Annotated in this window: 12 protein-coding genes, 4 tRNA genes and 1 pseudogene; 7 read left to right on the plus strand and 10 right to left on the minus strand. The window is 72.4% G+C overall.

The genetic code is table 11. The annotated features are described in order from the left end of the window. Positions 1 to 31: 31 nt before the first annotated feature. Positions 32 to 104: transfer RNA gene (locus ACFV9T_RS16335), tRNA-Trp, on the minus strand. A gap of 230 nt (positions 105 to 334) precedes the next feature. Between ACFV9T_RS16335 and ACFV9T_RS16340 the strand changes: the two genes are divergently transcribed. Together ACFV9T_RS16340 and ACFV9T_RS16345 are read left to right on the plus strand one after the other, a co-directional pair. Then, a complete protein-coding gene (locus tag ACFV9T_RS16340) occupies positions 335 to 1,573 on the plus strand; it encodes a pyridoxal phosphate-dependent aminotransferase (RefSeq protein ID WP_385440610.1) in 1,239 nt (412 codons plus the stop codon). 150 nt (positions 1,574 to 1,723) lie between these two features. Next, positions 1,724 to 2,737: an adenosine deaminase gene (locus ACFV9T_RS16345; protein WP_385440613.1), complete on the plus strand. Its 1,014-nt coding sequence runs from the start codon at positions 1,724 to 1,726 to the stop codon at positions 2,735 to 2,737. Between the two features lie 21 nt (positions 2,738 to 2,758). Here ACFV9T_RS16345 and ACFV9T_RS16350 read toward each other — a convergent pair whose 3' ends face one another. The 6 genes from ACFV9T_RS16350 to ACFV9T_RS16375 all read right to left on the minus strand — a co-directional run bounded on the left by ACFV9T_RS16350 (position 2,759) and on the right by ACFV9T_RS16375 (position 5,311). After that, the gene (locus ACFV9T_RS16350) at positions 2,759 to 3,814 is read right to left on the minus strand and encodes a UDP-N-acetylmuramate dehydrogenase (RefSeq protein ID WP_385440614.1); all 1,056 of its coding nucleotides are present in this window, start codon (positions 3,812 to 3,814) and stop codon (positions 2,759 to 2,761) included. A 61-nt stretch (positions 3,815 to 3,875) separates the two neighbouring features. Beyond that, positions 3,876 to 4,310, minus strand: coding sequence for a MaoC family dehydratase (locus ACFV9T_RS16355; RefSeq protein ID WP_385440616.1), 435 nt, complete (start codon positions 4,308 to 4,310; stop codon positions 3,876 to 3,878). Continuing rightward, positions 4,307 to 4,771 (minus strand): MaoC family dehydratase N-terminal domain-containing protein, encoded by a 465-nt coding sequence (locus ACFV9T_RS16360; protein WP_009715906.1) that lies wholly within the window; start codon positions 4,769 to 4,771, stop codon positions 4,307 to 4,309. The genes ACFV9T_RS16355 and ACFV9T_RS16360 overlap by 4 nt, the downstream gene beginning before the upstream one ends. 83 nt (positions 4,772 to 4,854) lie before the next feature. Next, positions 4,855 to 5,019: a 50S ribosomal protein L33 gene (rpmG, locus tag ACFV9T_RS16365; RefSeq protein ID WP_009715907.1), complete on the minus strand. Its 165-nt coding sequence runs from the start codon at positions 5,017 to 5,019 to the stop codon at positions 4,855 to 4,857. Between the two features lie 90 nt (positions 5,020 to 5,109). Next, positions 5,110 to 5,182 (minus strand) — tRNA-Met (locus ACFV9T_RS16370). A 56-nt stretch (positions 5,183 to 5,238) separates the two neighbouring features. Next, positions 5,239 to 5,311 (minus strand) — tRNA-Thr (locus ACFV9T_RS16375). 187 nt (positions 5,312 to 5,498) lie between these two features. Between ACFV9T_RS16375 and ACFV9T_RS16380 the strand changes: the two genes are divergently transcribed. The 5 genes from ACFV9T_RS16380 to ACFV9T_RS16400 all read left to right on the plus strand — a co-directional run bounded on the left by ACFV9T_RS16380 (position 5,499) and on the right by ACFV9T_RS16400 (position 14,433). Further along, positions 5,499 to 6,800: a hydrolase gene (locus tag ACFV9T_RS16380; protein ID WP_385440619.1), complete on the plus strand. Its 1,302-nt coding sequence runs from the start codon at positions 5,499 to 5,501 to the stop codon at positions 6,798 to 6,800. Between the two features lie 24 nt (positions 6,801 to 6,824). Continuing rightward, on the plus strand, positions 6,825 to 7,490 hold the full coding sequence (locus ACFV9T_RS16385; protein WP_385440621.1) for an SDR family oxidoreductase: 666 nt from the start codon (positions 6,825 to 6,827) through the stop codon (positions 7,488 to 7,490). A gap of 146 nt (positions 7,491 to 7,636) precedes the next feature. After that, positions 7,637 to 8,890, plus strand: a complete 1,254-nt coding sequence (locus ACFV9T_RS16390; RefSeq protein WP_385440624.1) for an amidohydrolase family protein — start codon at positions 7,637 to 7,639, stop codon at positions 8,888 to 8,890. A gap of 365 nt (positions 8,891 to 9,255) precedes the next feature. Then, positions 9,256 to 13,287 (plus strand): AAA family ATPase, encoded by a 4,032-nt coding sequence (locus tag ACFV9T_RS16395; RefSeq protein ID WP_385440627.1) that lies wholly within the window; start codon positions 9,256 to 9,258, stop codon positions 13,285 to 13,287. A gap of 225 nt (positions 13,288 to 13,512) precedes the next feature. Continuing rightward, entirely contained in the window at positions 13,513 to 14,433 is a 921-nt protein-coding gene (locus tag ACFV9T_RS16400; protein ID WP_385440874.1) for an FkbM family methyltransferase, read from the plus strand. 9 nt (positions 14,434 to 14,442) lie between these two features. Here ACFV9T_RS16400 and ACFV9T_RS16405 read toward each other — a convergent pair whose 3' ends face one another. From ACFV9T_RS16405 to ACFV9T_RS16415, 3 genes and pseudogenes are all read right to left on the minus strand, one after another. Beyond that, complete coding sequence (locus tag ACFV9T_RS16405) at positions 14,443 to 15,201, minus strand: glycosyltransferase family 2 protein (protein ID WP_385440630.1); 759 nt, start codon at positions 15,199 to 15,201, stop codon at positions 14,443 to 14,445. 2 nt (positions 15,202 to 15,203) lie between these two features. After that, positions 15,204 to 15,794, minus strand: a pseudogene (locus ACFV9T_RS16410) (UTRA domain-containing protein); the annotation flags it as partial. Positions 15,795 to 15,914: 120 nt separating this feature from the next. Continuing rightward, positions 15,915 to 15,996: transfer RNA gene (locus ACFV9T_RS16415), tRNA-Tyr, on the minus strand. Positions 15,997 to 16,183: the final 187 nt, after the last annotated feature.

Raw genomic sequence — 16,183 nt, forward strand, 5'->3', positions numbered from 1 at the left:
TGCACGCACCCTGACGATCAAGTGCGTGTAGCAGGGCCGGAGGGACTTGAACCCCCAACCGCTGGTTTTGGAGACCAGTGCTCTACCAATTGAGCTACGACCCTTTGCGGCAACCCCCAACCTACCGCATCCATCCCGCTGCACGGAGTGTGCGGGTCGGATACGTCAGTTGAGCGGCCAACGACGGTTGAGTGTACGTGCTTGACGGCCAGGCGTCGAACGAGAAGCGCCCACGCCCTTCGGACAGGTTTCCGCCCGGGTTCCGACAGGAGACTTGTGTGAGTCTCGTTAAACCCGTGTACCGCCCTTTTCGCCCGTCTGCGACGATGCTTCCATGACCGCTGCTACTCCCCCCGTACAGTCCCCGACCGACCGACGGGTGTCGGCCCGGATCGGTTCCATCTCCGAGTCCGCCACCCTCGCCGTCGACGCCAAGGCCAAGGCCCTCAAGGCCGCCGGGCGCCCGGTGATCGGCTTCGGCGCGGGCGAGCCGGACTTCCCGACGCCCGACTATGTCGTCGAGGCGGCGGTGGCGGCTTGCCGTGACCCCAAGTTCCACCGGTACACCCCGGCCGGCGGGCTTCCCGAGCTGAAGGCCGCCATCGCCGCGAAGACGCTGCGCGACAGCGGCTACGAGGTCGAGGCGTCCCAGATCCTGGTGACCAACGGGGGCAAGCAGGCGATCTACGAGGCGTTCGCCGCGATCCTCGACCCGGGCGACGAGGTCATCGTCCCCGCGCCGTACTGGACCACCTACCCGGAGTCGATCCGGCTGGCCGGCGGTGTCCCGGTGGACGTCGTCGCGGACGAGACGACCGGCTACCGCGTCTCCGTCGAGCAGCTGGAGGCCGCCCGCACCGAGCACACCAAGGTGCTGGTCTTCGTCTCGCCGTCCAACCCGACCGGCGCGGTCTACAGCCGCGAGCAGATCGAGGAGATCGGCCGCTGGGCCGCCGAGCACGGGCTGTGGGTGCTCACCGACGAGATCTACGAGCACCTGGTCTACGGCGACGCGACCTTCCACTCGCTGCCCGTGGTGGTGCCCGAGCTGCGCGACAAGTGCGTCGTGGTCAACGGTGTCGCGAAGACGTACGCGATGACCGGCTGGCGGGTCGGCTGGATCATCGGCCCGAAGGACGTGGTGAAGGCCGCGACCAACCTGCAGTCGCACGCCACGTCCAACGTGAGCAACGTCGCCCAGGCCGCCGCCCTGGCCGCCGTCTCCGGTGACCTCGACGCCGTCGCCACGATGCGCGAGGCGTTCGACCGCCGTCGCCGCACCATCGTGCGCATGCTCAACGAGATCGACGGCATCGAGTGCCCGGAGCCGGAGGGCGCGTTCTACGCCTACCCGTCGGCCAAGGGGCTGCTCGGCAAGGAGATCCGCGGCAAGCGGCCGCAGACCACCGTCGAGCTGGCCGCGCTGATCCTGGAAGAGGCCGAGGTCGCCGTGGTGCCGGGTGAGGCGTTCGGCACACCGGGCTACCTGCGGCTGTCGTACGCGCTGGGCGACGAGGACCTCGTCGAGGGCATCTCGCGGGTCCAGAAGCTGCTGGCGGAGGCGCGCGCCTGAGCAGCGCTTCCCCCTACGAGAGCGGGCGCCCGGCCACGGCTGGGCGCCCGCTTTCGTACGCGCCCCGCCCTGACTCGGATTCATGTACGGGCAAGCCCACGTTCGGCGAAAGCGGTACCGGCGGGTCCGGACGTGCGGCAAAATCTCCAGATGGCACGCGATGTACATCTGCTCCCCAAGGCGCATCTGCATCTCCACTTCACCGGCTCCATGCGCCCCGGCACGCTCCTCGAACTCGCCGACAAATACGGCGTCCATCTGCCCGAGGCGCTGAGCGGCGGCGAACCGCCGAGACTGCGGGCCACCGATGAGCGCGGCTGGTTCCGCTTCCAGCGGCTGTACGACATCGCGCGGTCGTGTCTGCGGGAGCCCGACGACATCCGGCGGCTGGTGCGCGAGGCCGCCGAGGAGGACGTCGCGGACGGCTCCGGCTGGCTGGAGATCCAGGTCGACCCCACCTCGTACGCCCCGCGCCTGGGCGGGCTGATCCCGGCCCTGGAGATCATCCTGGACGCGGTCGACAGCGCCTCCCGGGACACCGGGCTCGGGATGCGGGTCCTGGTCGCCGCGAACCGCATGAAGCACCCCCTGGAGGCCCGCACGCTGGCCCGGCTCGCGGTGCGCTTCGCGGACCGCGGGGTGGTCGGCTTCGGGCTCTCCAACGACGAGCGGCGCGGTTTCGCCCGCGACTTCGACCGCGCCTTCGCCATCGCCCGGGACGGCGGGCTGCTGGCCGCCCCGCACGGCGGGGAGCTGTCGGGGCCCGGCAGCGTCCGCGACTGCCTGGACGACCTCCTCGCGGCCCGGGTGGGCCACGGCGTGCGCGCGGCCGAGGACCCGCGGCTGCTCGCCCGGCTGGCCGACCGAGGGGTGACCTGCGAGGTGTGCCCGTCCTCCAACGTCGCGCTCGGGGTCTACGAGAAGCCCGAGGACGTACCGCTGCGCACCCTGTTCGAGGCCGGGGTGCCGATGGCGCTGGGCGCCGACGACCCGCTGCTGTTCGGGTCGCGGCTGGCGGCCCAGTACCAGCTGGCGCGCGAGCACCACGGGTTCGGCGACGAGGAACTGGCCGAGCTGGCGCGGCAGTCGGTGCGGGGGTCGGCGGCGCCGGAGGATGTCCGGGCGCGGCTGCTGGCCGGGATCGACGGGTGGCTGGCGGATTGAGCACAGTGCCACGTGGCACTGTCAGAGGCTCACGCCCACCGTCACCGGCTCGTTGACCAGCGTCACGCCGAACGCCTCCTCGACCCCGGCCACCACCTCGCGGGCCAACGCCAGCAGGTCCTCGGTGGTGGCCTCGCCGCGGTTGGTGAGCGCGAGGGTGTGCTTGGTGGAGATGCGGGCCGGGCCGGTGCCGTAGCCCTTGGTGAAGCCCGCCTTGTCGATCAGCCAGGCCGCGGAGGTCTTGATCCGCCCCTCCCCCGCCGGGAAGGCGGGCGGCGCGGTGTCCGGGCCGAGGCGGTCGGCGACGCGGGCCAGGAAGGCCTCGTAGGCGCTCTCGGTCAGCACCGGGTTGGTGAAGAACGATCCCGCGGACCAGGTGTCGTGGTCCTCGGGGTCGAGCACCATGCCCTTGCCCGCGCGCAGCGACAGCACGGTCCGGCGGGCGGTGTCGGCGGGCACCCGGTCGCCCACCTCGACGCCGAGCACCCGGGCGGTCTCGGCGTACTTGATGGGCGCGGACGCCCCGCCCGCGTCCTCCAGCTCGAAGCGGACCCGCAGCACCACGTGGCGGTCCGGCTCGGCCTTGAAGCGGCTGTGGCGGTAGGAGAAGTCGCAGTCGGCGGCGGGGATCGTCACGACGGCGTCGGCGCGGCGGTCGTAGGCGACCACCTCGGTGAGGGTGGCGGAGACCTCCTGGCCGTACGCGCCGACGTTCTGGATCGGCGTCGCGCCCGCGGAGCCGGGGATTCCGGCCAGGCACTCGATCCCGGCGAGGCCCGCCTCGACCGTACGGGCCACGGCGTCGGACCAGTTCTCGCCCGCGGCCAGCTCCAGCCGGGTGCCGTCGAGGGTGAAGCCGGTGGTCGCGATGTGCAGGGCGGTGCCGTCGAAGCCCTTGTCCGCGATGACCAGGTTGCTGCCGCCGCCGATCAGCAGCAGCGGGGTGCCGGTCGCGTCGGCCTCGCGGACCGCGGCGATCACCTCGTCGTCCGTGGTGGCCGTGATCAGCCGGGTGGCCGGGCCGCCGAGGCGGAAGGTGGTGAGGGGGGCGAGGGGGGCGTCATGGAGTTCCTGCACGCGCTCCAGAGTACGGGGGCGCCCCCGGCGCGGCGCCGGGGGCGGTGGGGGCCCCGGGGAATTACGCGAGCCGGACGACGGCGCGGGCCATGCCCAGCACCTTCTGGCCCTCGCTGGTCGCCGTGATGTCCACCCGGACGGTGCGGGCTTCGTCGTCCAGCTTGGCGGCCACCTTGGCGGCGACCTCGATGAGCGCGCCCTTGTCGTCGTTCGGGACGACGACCGGCTTGGTGAAGCGCACGCCGTAGTCGGCGACGGTCCCGGGGTCGCCGGTCCAGTCGGTCACCACGCGGATCGCCGAGGCCATGGTGAACATGCCGTGGGCGATGACGTCGGGGAGGCCGACCTCCCTGGCGAACTTCTCGTTCCAGTGGATCGGGTTGAAGTCGCCCGAGGCACCGGCGTACGCGATGAGGTCGGCTCGGTTCACCGGGAAGGTCTGCGCGGGAAGTTCGGTGCCGACCTCGACGGCGTCGTACGAGATCTTGGCGCTCATCTGCTCTCCTCCGCTTCGGCGGCGCGCGCCACCAGTTTCGTCATCGCGGTGACCACGTGCTCGCCCGCGGCGTCGCGCACCTCACCGCTGATCAGGATCACATCGTTGCCCGCGAGGGACTTGATGTCGTCGATCCTGGTGATGACGGTGAGCCGGTCGGCCGCCTCGATGGGCCGGGTGTACGTGAACTTCTGGTCGCCGTGCACCACCCGGTTGAAGTCCAGGCCGAGCTGCGGGTCGCCGACGACCAGGTGCCGTGCGGCCTTGAAGGTGATCGCGAAGACGAACGTGGGCGGTGCGATCACATCGGAGTAGCCGAGCGCTTTGGCCGCCTCCGGATCGGTGTAGACCGGGTTGGTCTCGCCGATCGATTCGGCGAATTCGCGGATCTTCTCCCTGCCGACCTCATACGGGTCGGTGGGCGGGTAGGTCCGCCCGACGAAAGACGGATCAAGCGCCATCGCCTCGGCACCTCCTGCGGTTGATGACTAACGAAACGAGGCCACCCCCGCTAGTGGGGGCGGCCTCGAATGAGAGCTTATTGCTATCGCGTCTCGCGGTGCGCGGTGTGCGCGTTGCAACGCGGGCAGTGCTTCTTGATCTCAAGACGATCCGGGTCGTTACGCCGGTTCTTCTTGGTGATGTAGTTCCGCTCCTTGCACTCCACGCAGGCCAGCGTGATCTTCGGGCGGACGTCGGTGGCAGCCACGTTGAGTGCTCCTTGACGAACGGATAGGACTGAAGAACGCAGTAAAGAGTAGCCGACCGGAGGACCGACCCCACAATCGGCTACTGTGTGTAGCGGTGACCGGACTTGAACCGGTGACACAGCGATTATGAGCCGCTTGCTCTACCGACTGAGCTACACCGCTTCGATGCGATCAGGACCCCGTCCGACCGGAGTCGAACGGGATGCCTCACACATCAGAGCCCCAATACGGAATCGAACCGTAGACCTTCTCCTTACCATGGAGACGCTCTGCCGACTGAGCTATTGGGGCGAGCGATGAAGACATTACACGCTCGGCCGCCGAAGGTGAAATCCGTATCGGCCCAGGGCGACCGCGTGCGACACAGCGTGCTCACGCACCACACCGGTACGACTATTCGGCTCCTCCGCGAAGCCGTAGCCCCCTGGTCCTAGGCTCGGTTCGCCCCCGCGTGATCTTGCGCCGCCCCAGGAGTGCGATGCCCGAGAGCCAGCCGCCCGAGAGCCATCAGCAGCAGCCCTCCGGCAACGGCGGCGGAGCGGCCGGCGGGCCCACCGCGCTGGTCCTCGGCGGCGCCCGGCTCGCCGACGGCCGCACGGTCGACGTACGGCTGTGCGGCGGGCGGATCGAGGCGGTCGGCACGACCGGGAGCCTGGTCCCCGGGCCACGGCTCGACCTCGGCGGCTATCTGCTGCTCCCGGCCCCCGCCGAACCGCACGCGCACTGCGACACCGCCCTGACGGCCGACATCGCGGGCCCCGTCCCGTACGCCGCCGAGGACGTCCAGCGCCGCACCACCGAGGCCGCCCTGCTGCACCTCGGCCACGGGGCGACCGCCGTGCGCACCCATGTGCGCATCGGCGGGGTGCACGGTCTGCGCTCCCTGGAGGCGGTCCTGGAGGCCCGGCACAGCCTGCGCGGGCTCATCGACCTCGGCGCGGTCGCGGTGGCGCGGGTGCTGACCGGGGCGGCCGGGGCGGACGGGCTCGCGATGCTGCGGGACGCCGTACGGATGGGCGCCTCCGTCATCGGCGGCTGCCCCGACCTCGACCCGGACCCGACCGGTCACGCCGAGGCCCTCCTCGACCTCGCCGCCCGCACCGGCTGCGCCGTCGACCTCCACACGGACGGTGACGACCCGGCCCGGCTGGCCCGGCTCGCGGCGATGGCCGGGGGCCTGCGGCCCGGCGTCACCATCGGCCCCTGCGGCGGGCTGGCCCGGCTGCCCCGGGACGTCGCGGGGCGGATCGCCGACCGGTTCGCGGCCGCGGGCGTCACCGTGGTCTGCCTGCCGCAGGGCGACTGCGTCGGACTGGAGGACCGGGGCGAGCAGGGGGCGCGCGTGGCCGGATGCGCGCCGGTGCGGCTGCTGCGGGCCGCGGGCGTCCGGGTGGCCGCCGGGAGCGGCGCCCTGCGCGACACCGTGAACCCGGTGGGGCGCGGCGATCCCCTGGAGGCCGCCTATCTGCTGGCCTCCCGGGGCGAACTGGGGCCCGCGGAGGCCTACGACGCGGTCTGCGCCCGGGCGCGGGCCGCGCTGGGGCTGCCCGAGGTGCGGGTGGAGGCCGGGTTCCCCGCGGAGCTGCTGGCGGTGCGCGGCGACGGGCTCGCGGGGGTGCTGTCGCTCGCGTACAGCCGGGTCGTGGTGCACGACGGGCGGGTGGTCGCCCGTACCAGCGCGGTACGGGAGTACTGCGACTCGGCCGCCGCGGTCGCCCTCGACCTCCCCCGCCAGTCCCGCCCCCAGTCCCGCCCCCCGGACGGCGACGCGCAGCCGTAGTCCGGGGGGCGTACGGTCGGGATCATGCGCATTGTCATCGCTGGTGGACATGGACAGATCGCGCTGCGGCTGGAGCGGCTGCTCTCCGCGCGCGGAGACGAAGTGGCGGGCATCGTCCGCAAGCCGGAACAGGCGGGCGACCTGCTGGCGGCGGGTGCCGAGCCCGTCGTCTGCGACCTCGAATCGGCCTCCGTGGACGACGTGGCCAAGCATCTGGAGGGCGCGGACGCGGCGGTCTTCGCCGCCGGCGCGGGTCCCGGCAGCGGGGCGGCCCGTAAAGAGACCGTCGACCGAGGGGCCTCCGTGCTGTTCGCGGACGCGGCCGAGCGGGCGGGCGTACGGCGGTTCCTCACCGTGTCCGCGATGGGGGCGGGGAACGAGCCCCCGCCCGGTACGGACCCGGTCTTCGCCGCCTACCTGCGCGCGAAGGGGGCCGCGGACGACGACGTCCGGGCGCGCGGCGCCCTCGACTGGACCGTGCTGCGCCCGGGCCGCCTCACCGATGACCCGGGTACGGGGCTGGTGCGGCTGGCCGAGCACACCGGCCGGGACGAGGTGACCCGCGACGACGTGGCCGCCGTCCTGGCCGCCCTCCTCGACGAACCCCGCACGGCGGGCCGCACCCTGGAGCTGCTGGGCGGCTCCACGCCGGTGGCGGAGGCGGTGCGCGCGGCCGCGAACGGGGGCTGACGGGACGGAGTGCGGCGAGGGGCGCGGGCGGATCGAGCCCGCGCCCCTACGCGCGCCTGATGCCTCTTGTTGCCTGAGTCGGTCGCCTCTACTCTGCAATCTGACGGACCGTCAGATTATCGGGGAGACATCGGGGAGATGACGCCATGACGGGCGAGACGACCGGCGCGACCGAGCTGCCCATGGTCATCAGCGTGGACGACCATGTGATCGAGCCCGCCCATCTCTTCGAGACCTGGCTCCCGGCCAAATACCGGGACCGGGGGCCGAAGCCGCTGACGGCCGGGATCGGGGAACTGGCGTACGTCGGCGGCAAGTACCGCATCACGACCGACCCGGACGGCCCGCTCACGGACTGGTGGGAGTACGAGGGCGGGCTGTTCCCGTACAAGCGGATCATCGCGGCCGTCGGCTTCTCGCGCGACGAGATGACCCTGGAGGGCATCACCCGGGAGCAGATGCGCCGCGGGTGCTGGGACCCCAAGGCCCGGATCGCGGACATGGAGATGAACCACGTCGAGGCCTCGCTGTGCTTCCCGACCTTCCCCCGCTTCTGCGGCCAGACGTTCGCCGAGGCGGACGACAAGGAGGTCGGGCTGGCCTGTGTGCGGGCGTACAACGACTGGATGGTGGAGGAGTGGTGCGGTGACAGCGGCGGGCGGCTGATCCCGCTGTGCCTGATCCCGCTGTGGGACGTCGAGCTGGCCGTACGGGAGATCCGCCGGAACGCGGCGCGGGGCGTGCGCGCGGTGACGTTCAGCGAGATCCCCACCTACCTCGGCCTGCCCAGCATCCACAGCGGCTACTGGGACCCGTTCTTCGCCGAGTGCGAGGCGACGGGGACGGCCGTGTGCATGCACATCGGCTCGTCCTCGCAGATGCCCGCCGCCTCCCCCGACGCCCCGCCCGCCGTCCAGGCCTCGCTGAGCTTCAACAACGCCATGGCCTCGATGATGGACTTCCTCTTCAGCGGCGTCCTGGTGAGGTTCCCTCGGCTGAAGCTCGCCTACGCCGAGGGCCAGATGGGCTGGATCCCCTACGCCCTGGAGCGCGCGGACGACGTCTGGGAGGAGCACCGGGCGTGGGGCGGCGTGCGGGACCTCATCCCGGAGCCGCCGTCCACGTACTACTACCGGCAGATCTACTGCTGCTTCTTCCGCGACCGGCACGGCGTCGCCTCGCTCGACACGGTCGGGGTGGACAACGCCACCTTCGAGACCGACTACCCGCACGTGGACTCCACCTGGCCGCACACCAAGCGGGTCGCGGCCGAGCATGTCGCGGGGCTGCCGCCGGAGACCACGTACAAGCTGCTGCGCGGCAACGCGATCCGGATGCTGGAGCTGAACTTTGATAAGGCCGACAAGGCCGACCGAGACGGCAAGGACCGGACGGTCTGAGGCCGCGATTCCGGTCATCCTGGCCGGAATTCCGGCCGACCCCCTTGCCTTTCGGCGGCGGCGGCCCTGGGATCGACGCATGTCCGATCGTCAGCTCTCCGCGCACCGCCCCCCCCGCCCCGCGTGCCCCACAGCGTCCGGCGCCGGTCCCTCCCCACGCGGGGACCGGTGCCGAACGGTGGGGCGGTGCCGATCCGCACCCCCCGTGTTCGGGTGCGGATCTCGGGAGGGCTGCTTGGCTGTGATCCTGCCAGCTACGCCTTCCGCCGAGGAGATACCGGTTCGGGAGCACGGCCTTCGTCGCAGGTCATCCGTATAAAGTGAGTTTTCCGGTCCGGATATCCAGGCGTGGGGGAAGGAGAGGAGTGGAGACCTTGAGTTCCGACTCAGGGGTACGCACGGCCTTCGCGGAACGTCTCGCGCTGCTGTACCGGGAGGCCGGCAACCCTCCCCTCAAGAGCGTGTCCGAGGCGGTCGTACGGCTCCAGCGGACCGATGAGCGGGGGCGGCCCGTACGGGTGTCCGCTCAGCGGATCAGCGACTGGCGGCGTGCCAAGAACGTACCCGCTCAGTTCGCCGCGCTCGCGGCGGTGTTGCACGTACTCATACCCGACGCACGGCGGCTGCGGCCCGCGCCGGTGTCCACCGGCCTGTACGACATGGGCCAGTGGCAGCGCCTGTGGGAGCGCGCGGTGGCCGACCCGGTCGGGATGCGCTCCCCGGCGGCGGCGGACGAGGACGAACGGCCCCCGGCCGACGCCCCGTCCGTCCCCGGCGCGGTGTGCCCCTACCGGGGGCTGGCCGCGTACCGGCAGCAGGACGCCCGGTGGTTCTTCGGCCGGGAGCGCAGCACGGAGGCGCTCGTCACCCAGCTGGGCGCGGCGGAGCGGACGGGCGGCCTGGTCATGCTCGTGGGCGCCTCGGGAGCGGGGAAGTCCTCGCTGCTGAACGCCGGACTGGTGCCCGCGCTGGAGAGCGGCGCGCTGGGCGGCGGGGACGGCCGGGCGCGGGAGGTCCTCCAGCTGGCGCCGGGCGGCGACCCGCTCGCGGAGCTGACCCGCCGCATCCCCCAGCTCGCGGGCCTCGTCCGCACCGGGGAAGAGGCCGATACGCCACGGTTCGCGCGCGCGGTGCGGGAGGCCGTCACGGCGTGGGCGGAGCGCGAGACGTCCGGCGCGGCCCGTCCGGTCGTCATCGTGGACCAGTTCGAGGAGGCGTTCACCCTCGCCACCGACGAGGCGGACCGGCGTACGTTCATCCAGCTGCTGCACGCCGCGTGCTCGCCCGCCGAGCCCGCCGAGCCCGCCGAGCCCGGGGAGCCTGGCGAGCCCGGTGGCCCGGCGCCCGTCCTCGTCGTCCTCGGCATCCGCGCCGACTTCTACGAACAGTGCCTGGCCTACCCCGAACTGGCCGACGCGCTCCAGCACCGCCACATGGTGCTCGGCCCGCTGACCGCCGCCGAGCTGCGCGAGGCGGTGACCGGCCCGGCCAAGGCCGTGGGCCTGGAACTCGAACCGGGGCTCGCCGAGCTGATCGTCCGGGAGGTGAGCGCCGACGGCCCCCGGGGCACCCATGACGCGGGCGCGCTGCCGCTCCTCTCGCACGCCCTGCTCGCCACCTGGCAGCGCCGCAAGGCGGGACGGCTGACCCTGGCGGGCTACCGCGCGGCGGGCGGCATCCAGGGCGCGGTGGCCGCGACGGCCGAGCGGGCCTGGTCCGGCCTCGACCCCGCGGCGCGCACGGCCGCGCGGCTGCTCCTGCTGCGGCTGGTGCGGCTGGGCGAGGACACCCAGGCCACCCGCAGGCGGGGGACGCGGCGCCAGCTGTCGGAGGAGTCGACGGAGCCCGGGAAGACGGAGGAATCGCTCGAAGCGCTGGTCCGCGCCCGGCTGGTGACCCTCGACGCGGAGACCGTGGAGATCACCCACGAGGCGCTGCTGCACGCCTGGCCACGGCTGCGCGACTGGATCGACGAGGGCCGCAACGACCATCTGCTGCGCCAGCGCCTGGAGGAGGACGGCCGGGCCTGGGAGGGCATGAACCGCGACCCGTCGCTGCTCTACCGGGGCTCCCGGCTGGAGCAGGCCCACACCTGGGCGAAGTCCGCCGGGGACACCCTGCTGACGCGCAGCGCGGTGGAGTTCCTGGCCGCCTCGGTGCGGCTGCGCAAGCGCATCATCTGGCTCAGCCGGGGCGCGGTGGCGACGCTGATCGTCCTGGCGATGGTGGCCGTCGGCGCGGCGGTGGTCGCGTGGCAGCAGCGGGACGACGCGGTGTTCGAGCAGGTGGTCACCGAGGCCGACCGCTTCGAGTACCGGGATCCGTCGCTCTCCGCCCAGCTGGCCCTGGTGGCACACCGCTTGCGGCCGGACGACGACGATACGCGGAACCGGCTGATCTCGATCGTGAACGCGCCCCTGGCCACCCCGCTGCTCGGCCACACCGGCGCCGTCTACCTCACCTCGTTCAGCCCGGACGGCCGGACCTTGGCCACCGCCGCCTACGACCGGACCGTCCGGCTCTGGGACACCAGCGACCCGACCCACCCGAAACCGCTCGGCAAGCCGCTCACCGGCCACACCAGCTGGGTGAGCAGCGCGGTCTTCAGCCCGGACGGCCGCACCCTCGCCAGCGCGGGCGACGACGGCACGGTCCGGCTGTGGGACGTCTCCGACCCGGCCCACCCGCGCGCGCTGGGCGCGCCCCTGTCCGGCCATGACGGCACGATCTATCTGCTCGCCTTCAGCCCGGACGGGCAGACCCTGGCCGCCGCCACCGAGGACCGCGAGGTCCGGCTGTGGGACATGGACGACCGGCGGCGGCCGAAGCCGCTCGGCACGCTCACCGGCCACACCGCCGCCGTGCGCTCCGTGGCGTTCAGCCCCGACGGGCGGACGCTCGCGGGCGGTGGCGACGACGGCACGATCCGGCTGTGGGACATGACCGATCCGCGGCGTCCGAAGCGGATCGGCAAGGCGCTGACCGGCCACACCGACCTGATCCACTCCGTGGCGTTCAGCCCGGACGGCCGCACGCTGGCCAGCGGCGCGGCGGACAACACCGTCCGGCTGTGGGACATCGGCGATCCGCGCCGCGTGGAGCCGCTGGGCTCACCGCTCACCGGCCACACCGGCCCCATCTGGTCCGTGGCCTTCAGCCCGGACGGCAACATGCTCGCCGCCGCCAGCCAGGACTCCACGGCGAGCCTGTGGAACGTCCAGGACCCGGCGTACCCGTCGCAGGTCGGCGAGCCGCTGGCGGGGAGCAGCGGTGAGATGTACGCCCTGGGCTTCAGCCCCGACGGGCGGACCCTGGCGACGGGGACCGGCGACAACATGGTCCGCCTGTGGTCGATCCCGACGTCGGACATGATCGGCCGGGTCGGGGCGTTCCGGCCGGACGGGCGGGTGCTCGCCACGGCGGCGCGCGACGAGAAGATCCGGATGTGGAACGTGTCGGAACCCGCCCGTCCGGTTCTGCTGGGCAAGCCGTTCAAGCCCGGCGCCGGTGCGGTGCGGGAGCCGGTCTTCTCCCCCGACGGCCGCATCTTCGCGGCGATGGCCGGAGGCCACACGGTGCGGCTGTGGAACGTCACCGACCCGGCCCGGCCCGTCGCCGCCGGGCCGCCCATCGAGCTGCGGTCCCGGTTCGCGGGCGCGCTGGCCTTCAGCCCGGACGGGCGGACGCTGGCCACCGTGTACGACGACCGCACGATCCGGCTGTGGGACGTCCATGACCCGGCGCACGTCCGCCCCCTCGGCGCGCCGCTGACCGGCCACAAGGGCTACGTCAACGCCCTCGACTTCAGCCCGGACGGCCGCACCCTCGTCAGCGGCAGCGCGGACAACACCATCCGGCTGTGGAAGCTGACCGCCCGGCGTCACGCCGTGCTGCGGGGCGCGCCGCTCACAGGGCATCTGGGGCCGGTCAACGCGCTCGCCTTCAGCCCGGACGGCGACACGCTGGCCAGCGGCAGCGACGACAACACGGTCCGGCTGTGGAACATCGCCGATCCGGGCAAGGTGACCCGGCTGGGCCGCCCGCTCACCGGGCACACCGACGCGATCGTCTCGCTGTCGTTCAGCCGGGACGGCAACTCCCTGGCGAGCGGCGGCAACGACAACGCGGTCCGGCTCTGGAACGTCACCGTCCCCTCCCGGGCCGATCCCATCGGCCAGTCGATGAGCCCCAACGCCAAGGTCGGCAACTTCCTGTCCTTCAGCCCGCAGAGCCGCATGTTCGGGGTGTCGAGCGGCGCGGACACCGTCCGGCTGTGGGATCTGGACGTCGACAAGGCGATCCGGCGCATCTGCTCGATGACCCGGGGCGTCCTGACGCCCGACAAATGGCACGAGTATCTGCCCCGGCTCTCGTACGAATCTCCGTGCGACCGCTGACGGCGGGGCCCGCCGGGCGTGATCACGATCACAACTCGGTGTTCATTCCGACCAGTCGGCACCCTTAGCCGGGGAGTCGCGTTACGCTTGGGAACAGCCCGATCGCTGGTGCATCCCCCGTCGCCAGCGATCGGGCGTTTGCCTATGCTTCGACGGCCCGCCCCACCTGGCCCGAAGCCGGAGGTCCCCCTGATGCCGAGGTCCCCTGACGCCGAGGCCCGACTGATGCCCTGGCTCGACGAGGCCGCCCTGGACCTCACCCGCGCCTACGTCCGCCACGCGCCCTGGAGCGCCGGGAAGCGGGCCCTGGTCGAGCGGTACCTCAACGCCGCCCTGCGGGACCGCCCCCTGCACCGCCTGGCCCGCACCCGCTTCGGCGCCACCCTCGCCGTCGACACCCAGGACCTCATCCAGCGGTACCTGTACCTCTTCGGCGTCTGGGAACCGCATATGACGCGCTGGCTCCAGCGCAGGCTGCGGCCCGGCGACGCGTTCGTGGACGTCGGCGCCAACATCGGCTACTACAGCGTCCTCGCGTCCCGCCTGGTCGGCCCCGGCGGCAAGGTCGTGGCGATCGAGGCCTCGCCGACGTTCCACCAGCTCCTGCTGCGGCACGCCCGGCGCAACGCGTGCGCCAACATCCGCGCGCTCAACACCGCGGTTTCCGATCGCGAACAGTTGCTGACCTTCATCCTCGCCAGCTCCCGCAACATGGGCGCGAACAGCATCGTCCCCTACGACGGCCCCGCCGAGTCCACCTTCGACATCACGGCCCGGCCGCTGCCCGACCTCCTCACCGAGGACGAGATCGCGCGCGCCCGCATCATCAAGATCGACGTAGAGGGCGCGGAAGGCGGCGTGGTCCGAGGCCTGGCCCCCCTCCTCCCCAAACTGCGCCCCGACGCGGAGCTGACCATCGAGGTCACCCCGCAGCGGATGGCCGACCTGGGCGAATCCGTGGACGAGCTGCTGGAAGTCCTGGCCTCCCACGGCTTCCACCCCTACCACCTGCCGAACGACTACGCGGCGGCCACCTACCCAGCCGCCCTCCACGGCCCCGCGCGGGTCCCGCGCCGCTGGCACGGCCCGGTCACGGCCGAGAGCGACCTGATCTTCTCCCGCGTTGATGCCGCCACGCTGCCCTGATGACCGCTGTCAGTCGGCCTCGTACCGCCAGCCGTCCATGGCCGCCAGGGCGCGGGCGCGGGTCTCTATGACCCTGAAGCGGGCCTGGCGTTCGGTCGCGTCGGTGTGGGCGGGCTGGCTGGTGACCTGGCCGGGCCACTTGCGGTAGAGGAGGCCGGTCTCGGCGGTGAACCAGCCACGGCTGACCGCGCTCAGGGCCAGCAGCAGCCCGGTGTCCTCGGAGGCGGGCAGCGCCATCCAGCCGCCGAGGGCCAGCAGCAGGTCCCGGCGGACGAACAGGGTCGCCGGGTGGACCTGGGCACGGTAGTCGTGGGCCTTCCAGTGGTCGAGGACGGCGCCGCGCGCGAGCGGGCCCTGTGGCGGGTCGCCGTCGAACCCTGCGGTGGAGCCGTCGGGCAGCAGGTCCAGGGCGCGTGAGGTGGCCCAGCCGATGTCCGGGTTGTCGTTGAGGGCGCGCAGGTCGCGGGCGAGGGCGCCGGGGGTGAGCATGTCGTCGGCGTCCAGCACCTTCACGTACGCGCCCTCGGCCCGGGAGAGCCCCACCGTGCGGGCCATGGCCGCCCGCCCGGCCCGGCCCCGGCCGAAGCTGATCCGGTCGTCGTGGGGCACGTACGGGCGTACGGCGTCGGTCTCGCCGTCCTCCTGGACGACCCACCGCCACTCCCAGCCGTCCGGCAGCTCCTGCTGGCACAACGACGTGTAGGCGTCCGGGAGATGCCCGGCGCCGGGGGCGTGGACCGCGGTGATGACCGTGATGACGTTTGGCATGGTCACCACCTTGTCAGGGGCGTGGTGAAGACGAGTTCCGTTCGGTCTCCTGGCAGCCGAACATCCGAGACCTCGACCACCCGGCCGCCGGTGTCGACGCAGATCTTCCGGATGAGGAGCAGCGGGACGCCCCTCGTGAGGCCGAGCGCCCCGGCCTCCTCCGCCGTCGGCGGGCGGGCCGTGATCCTCTCCTCCACGCGGTCCAGCTCCACGCCGATCGTGTAGAGCTGGTGCTGCGTGCCGCCGGGCCAGGGCTCGTTGGCGGCGTCGAGCAGATCCGGGGCGGCGGCCACCACGTCATGGACGAGATACGAGTGCACCAGCGCGAACGGGGCCTCCTCCGCGCGGCAGTTGGTGCGGTACCTCCGCTCCAGCAGCCGCGTACCCACCGGCACCCCGAAGACCGCCGCCAGATCCTCGTCGGCCCTCGCCTCGCGGTACTCGGTACGGAAGGCGAGATCGGTCACATCCAGCCCGGTGTCGCGCTCCGTGGCCCCCGTCCGCAGCCGCTCCGCCCGGGACCGCCGCGCCCGGTCCTTCTCCCACTGATGCCGGTCGTTACTCCGCCTGATGCGGTGGCGGGGTGTGCGGAGGTCGTACCTGGCCATACCGGGATCACCGCCCTCGATGTCCGGACAGTTTCAGCGTAAGTCCTGGGAACGACAACGGCCCCCGGCTGCGTCATCGCAGCTCGGGGGCCGTTCTTCCCAGCGTGGCGGCGCCAGGATTCGAACCTGGGTAGGCTAAGCCGACGGATTTACAGTCCGCTCCCATTGGCCACTCGGGCACACCGCCTGGGATGTGGCCAGGTGCCCCGCTTCCGCGGCGCTGCTCCCTGGCAACGACGTAAACAATACCTGATCCCCGGGGGTGGTCCGCCACCCGGTTGATCGCCTCTGGATCATGGCCGGGATGGCTAGGCTGGCGCTTACGGCCCGCTGGGCCGTGCCACTGACGGATCTACGTACGAGGAGCCAACTCA

Source organism: Streptomyces sp. NPDC059850 (genome assembly GCF_042731515.1).
Taxonomy (GTDB): Bacteria; Actinomycetota; Actinomycetes; order Streptomycetales; family Streptomycetaceae; genus Streptomyces.

Bases quoted from the DNA above. Each gene is read 5' to 3' on its own strand.
- ACFV9T_RS16390 (WP_385440624.1), top strand. From the start codon at position 7,637: ATGACGGGCGAGACGACCGGCGCGACCGAGCTGCCCATGGTCATCAGC.
- ACFV9T_RS16405 (WP_385440630.1), bottom strand. From the start codon at position 15,201: ATGCCAAACGTCATCACGGTCATCACCGCGGTCCACGCCCCCGGCGCC.
- ACFV9T_RS16385 (WP_385440621.1), top strand. From the start codon at position 6,825: ATGCGCATTGTCATCGCTGGTGGACATGGACAGATCGCGCTGCGGCTG.
- ACFV9T_RS16340 (WP_385440610.1), top strand. From the start codon at position 335: ATGACCGCTGCTACTCCCCCCGTACAGTCCCCGACCGACCGACGGGTG.
- ACFV9T_RS16345 (WP_385440613.1), top strand. From the start codon at position 1,724: ATGGCACGCGATGTACATCTGCTCCCCAAGGCGCATCTGCATCTCCAC.
- ACFV9T_RS16380 (WP_385440619.1), top strand. From the start codon at position 5,499: ATGCCCGAGAGCCAGCCGCCCGAGAGCCATCAGCAGCAGCCCTCCGGC.
- ACFV9T_RS16360 (WP_009715906.1), bottom strand. From the start codon at position 4,771: ATGGCGCTTGATCCGTCTTTCGTCGGGCGGACCTACCCGCCCACCGAC.
- ACFV9T_RS16400 (WP_385440874.1), top strand. From the start codon at position 13,513: ATGCCCTGGCTCGACGAGGCCGCCCTGGACCTCACCCGCGCCTACGTC.
- ACFV9T_RS16355 (WP_385440616.1), bottom strand. From the start codon at position 4,310: ATGAGCGCCAAGATCTCGTACGACGCCGTCGAGGTCGGCACCGAACTT.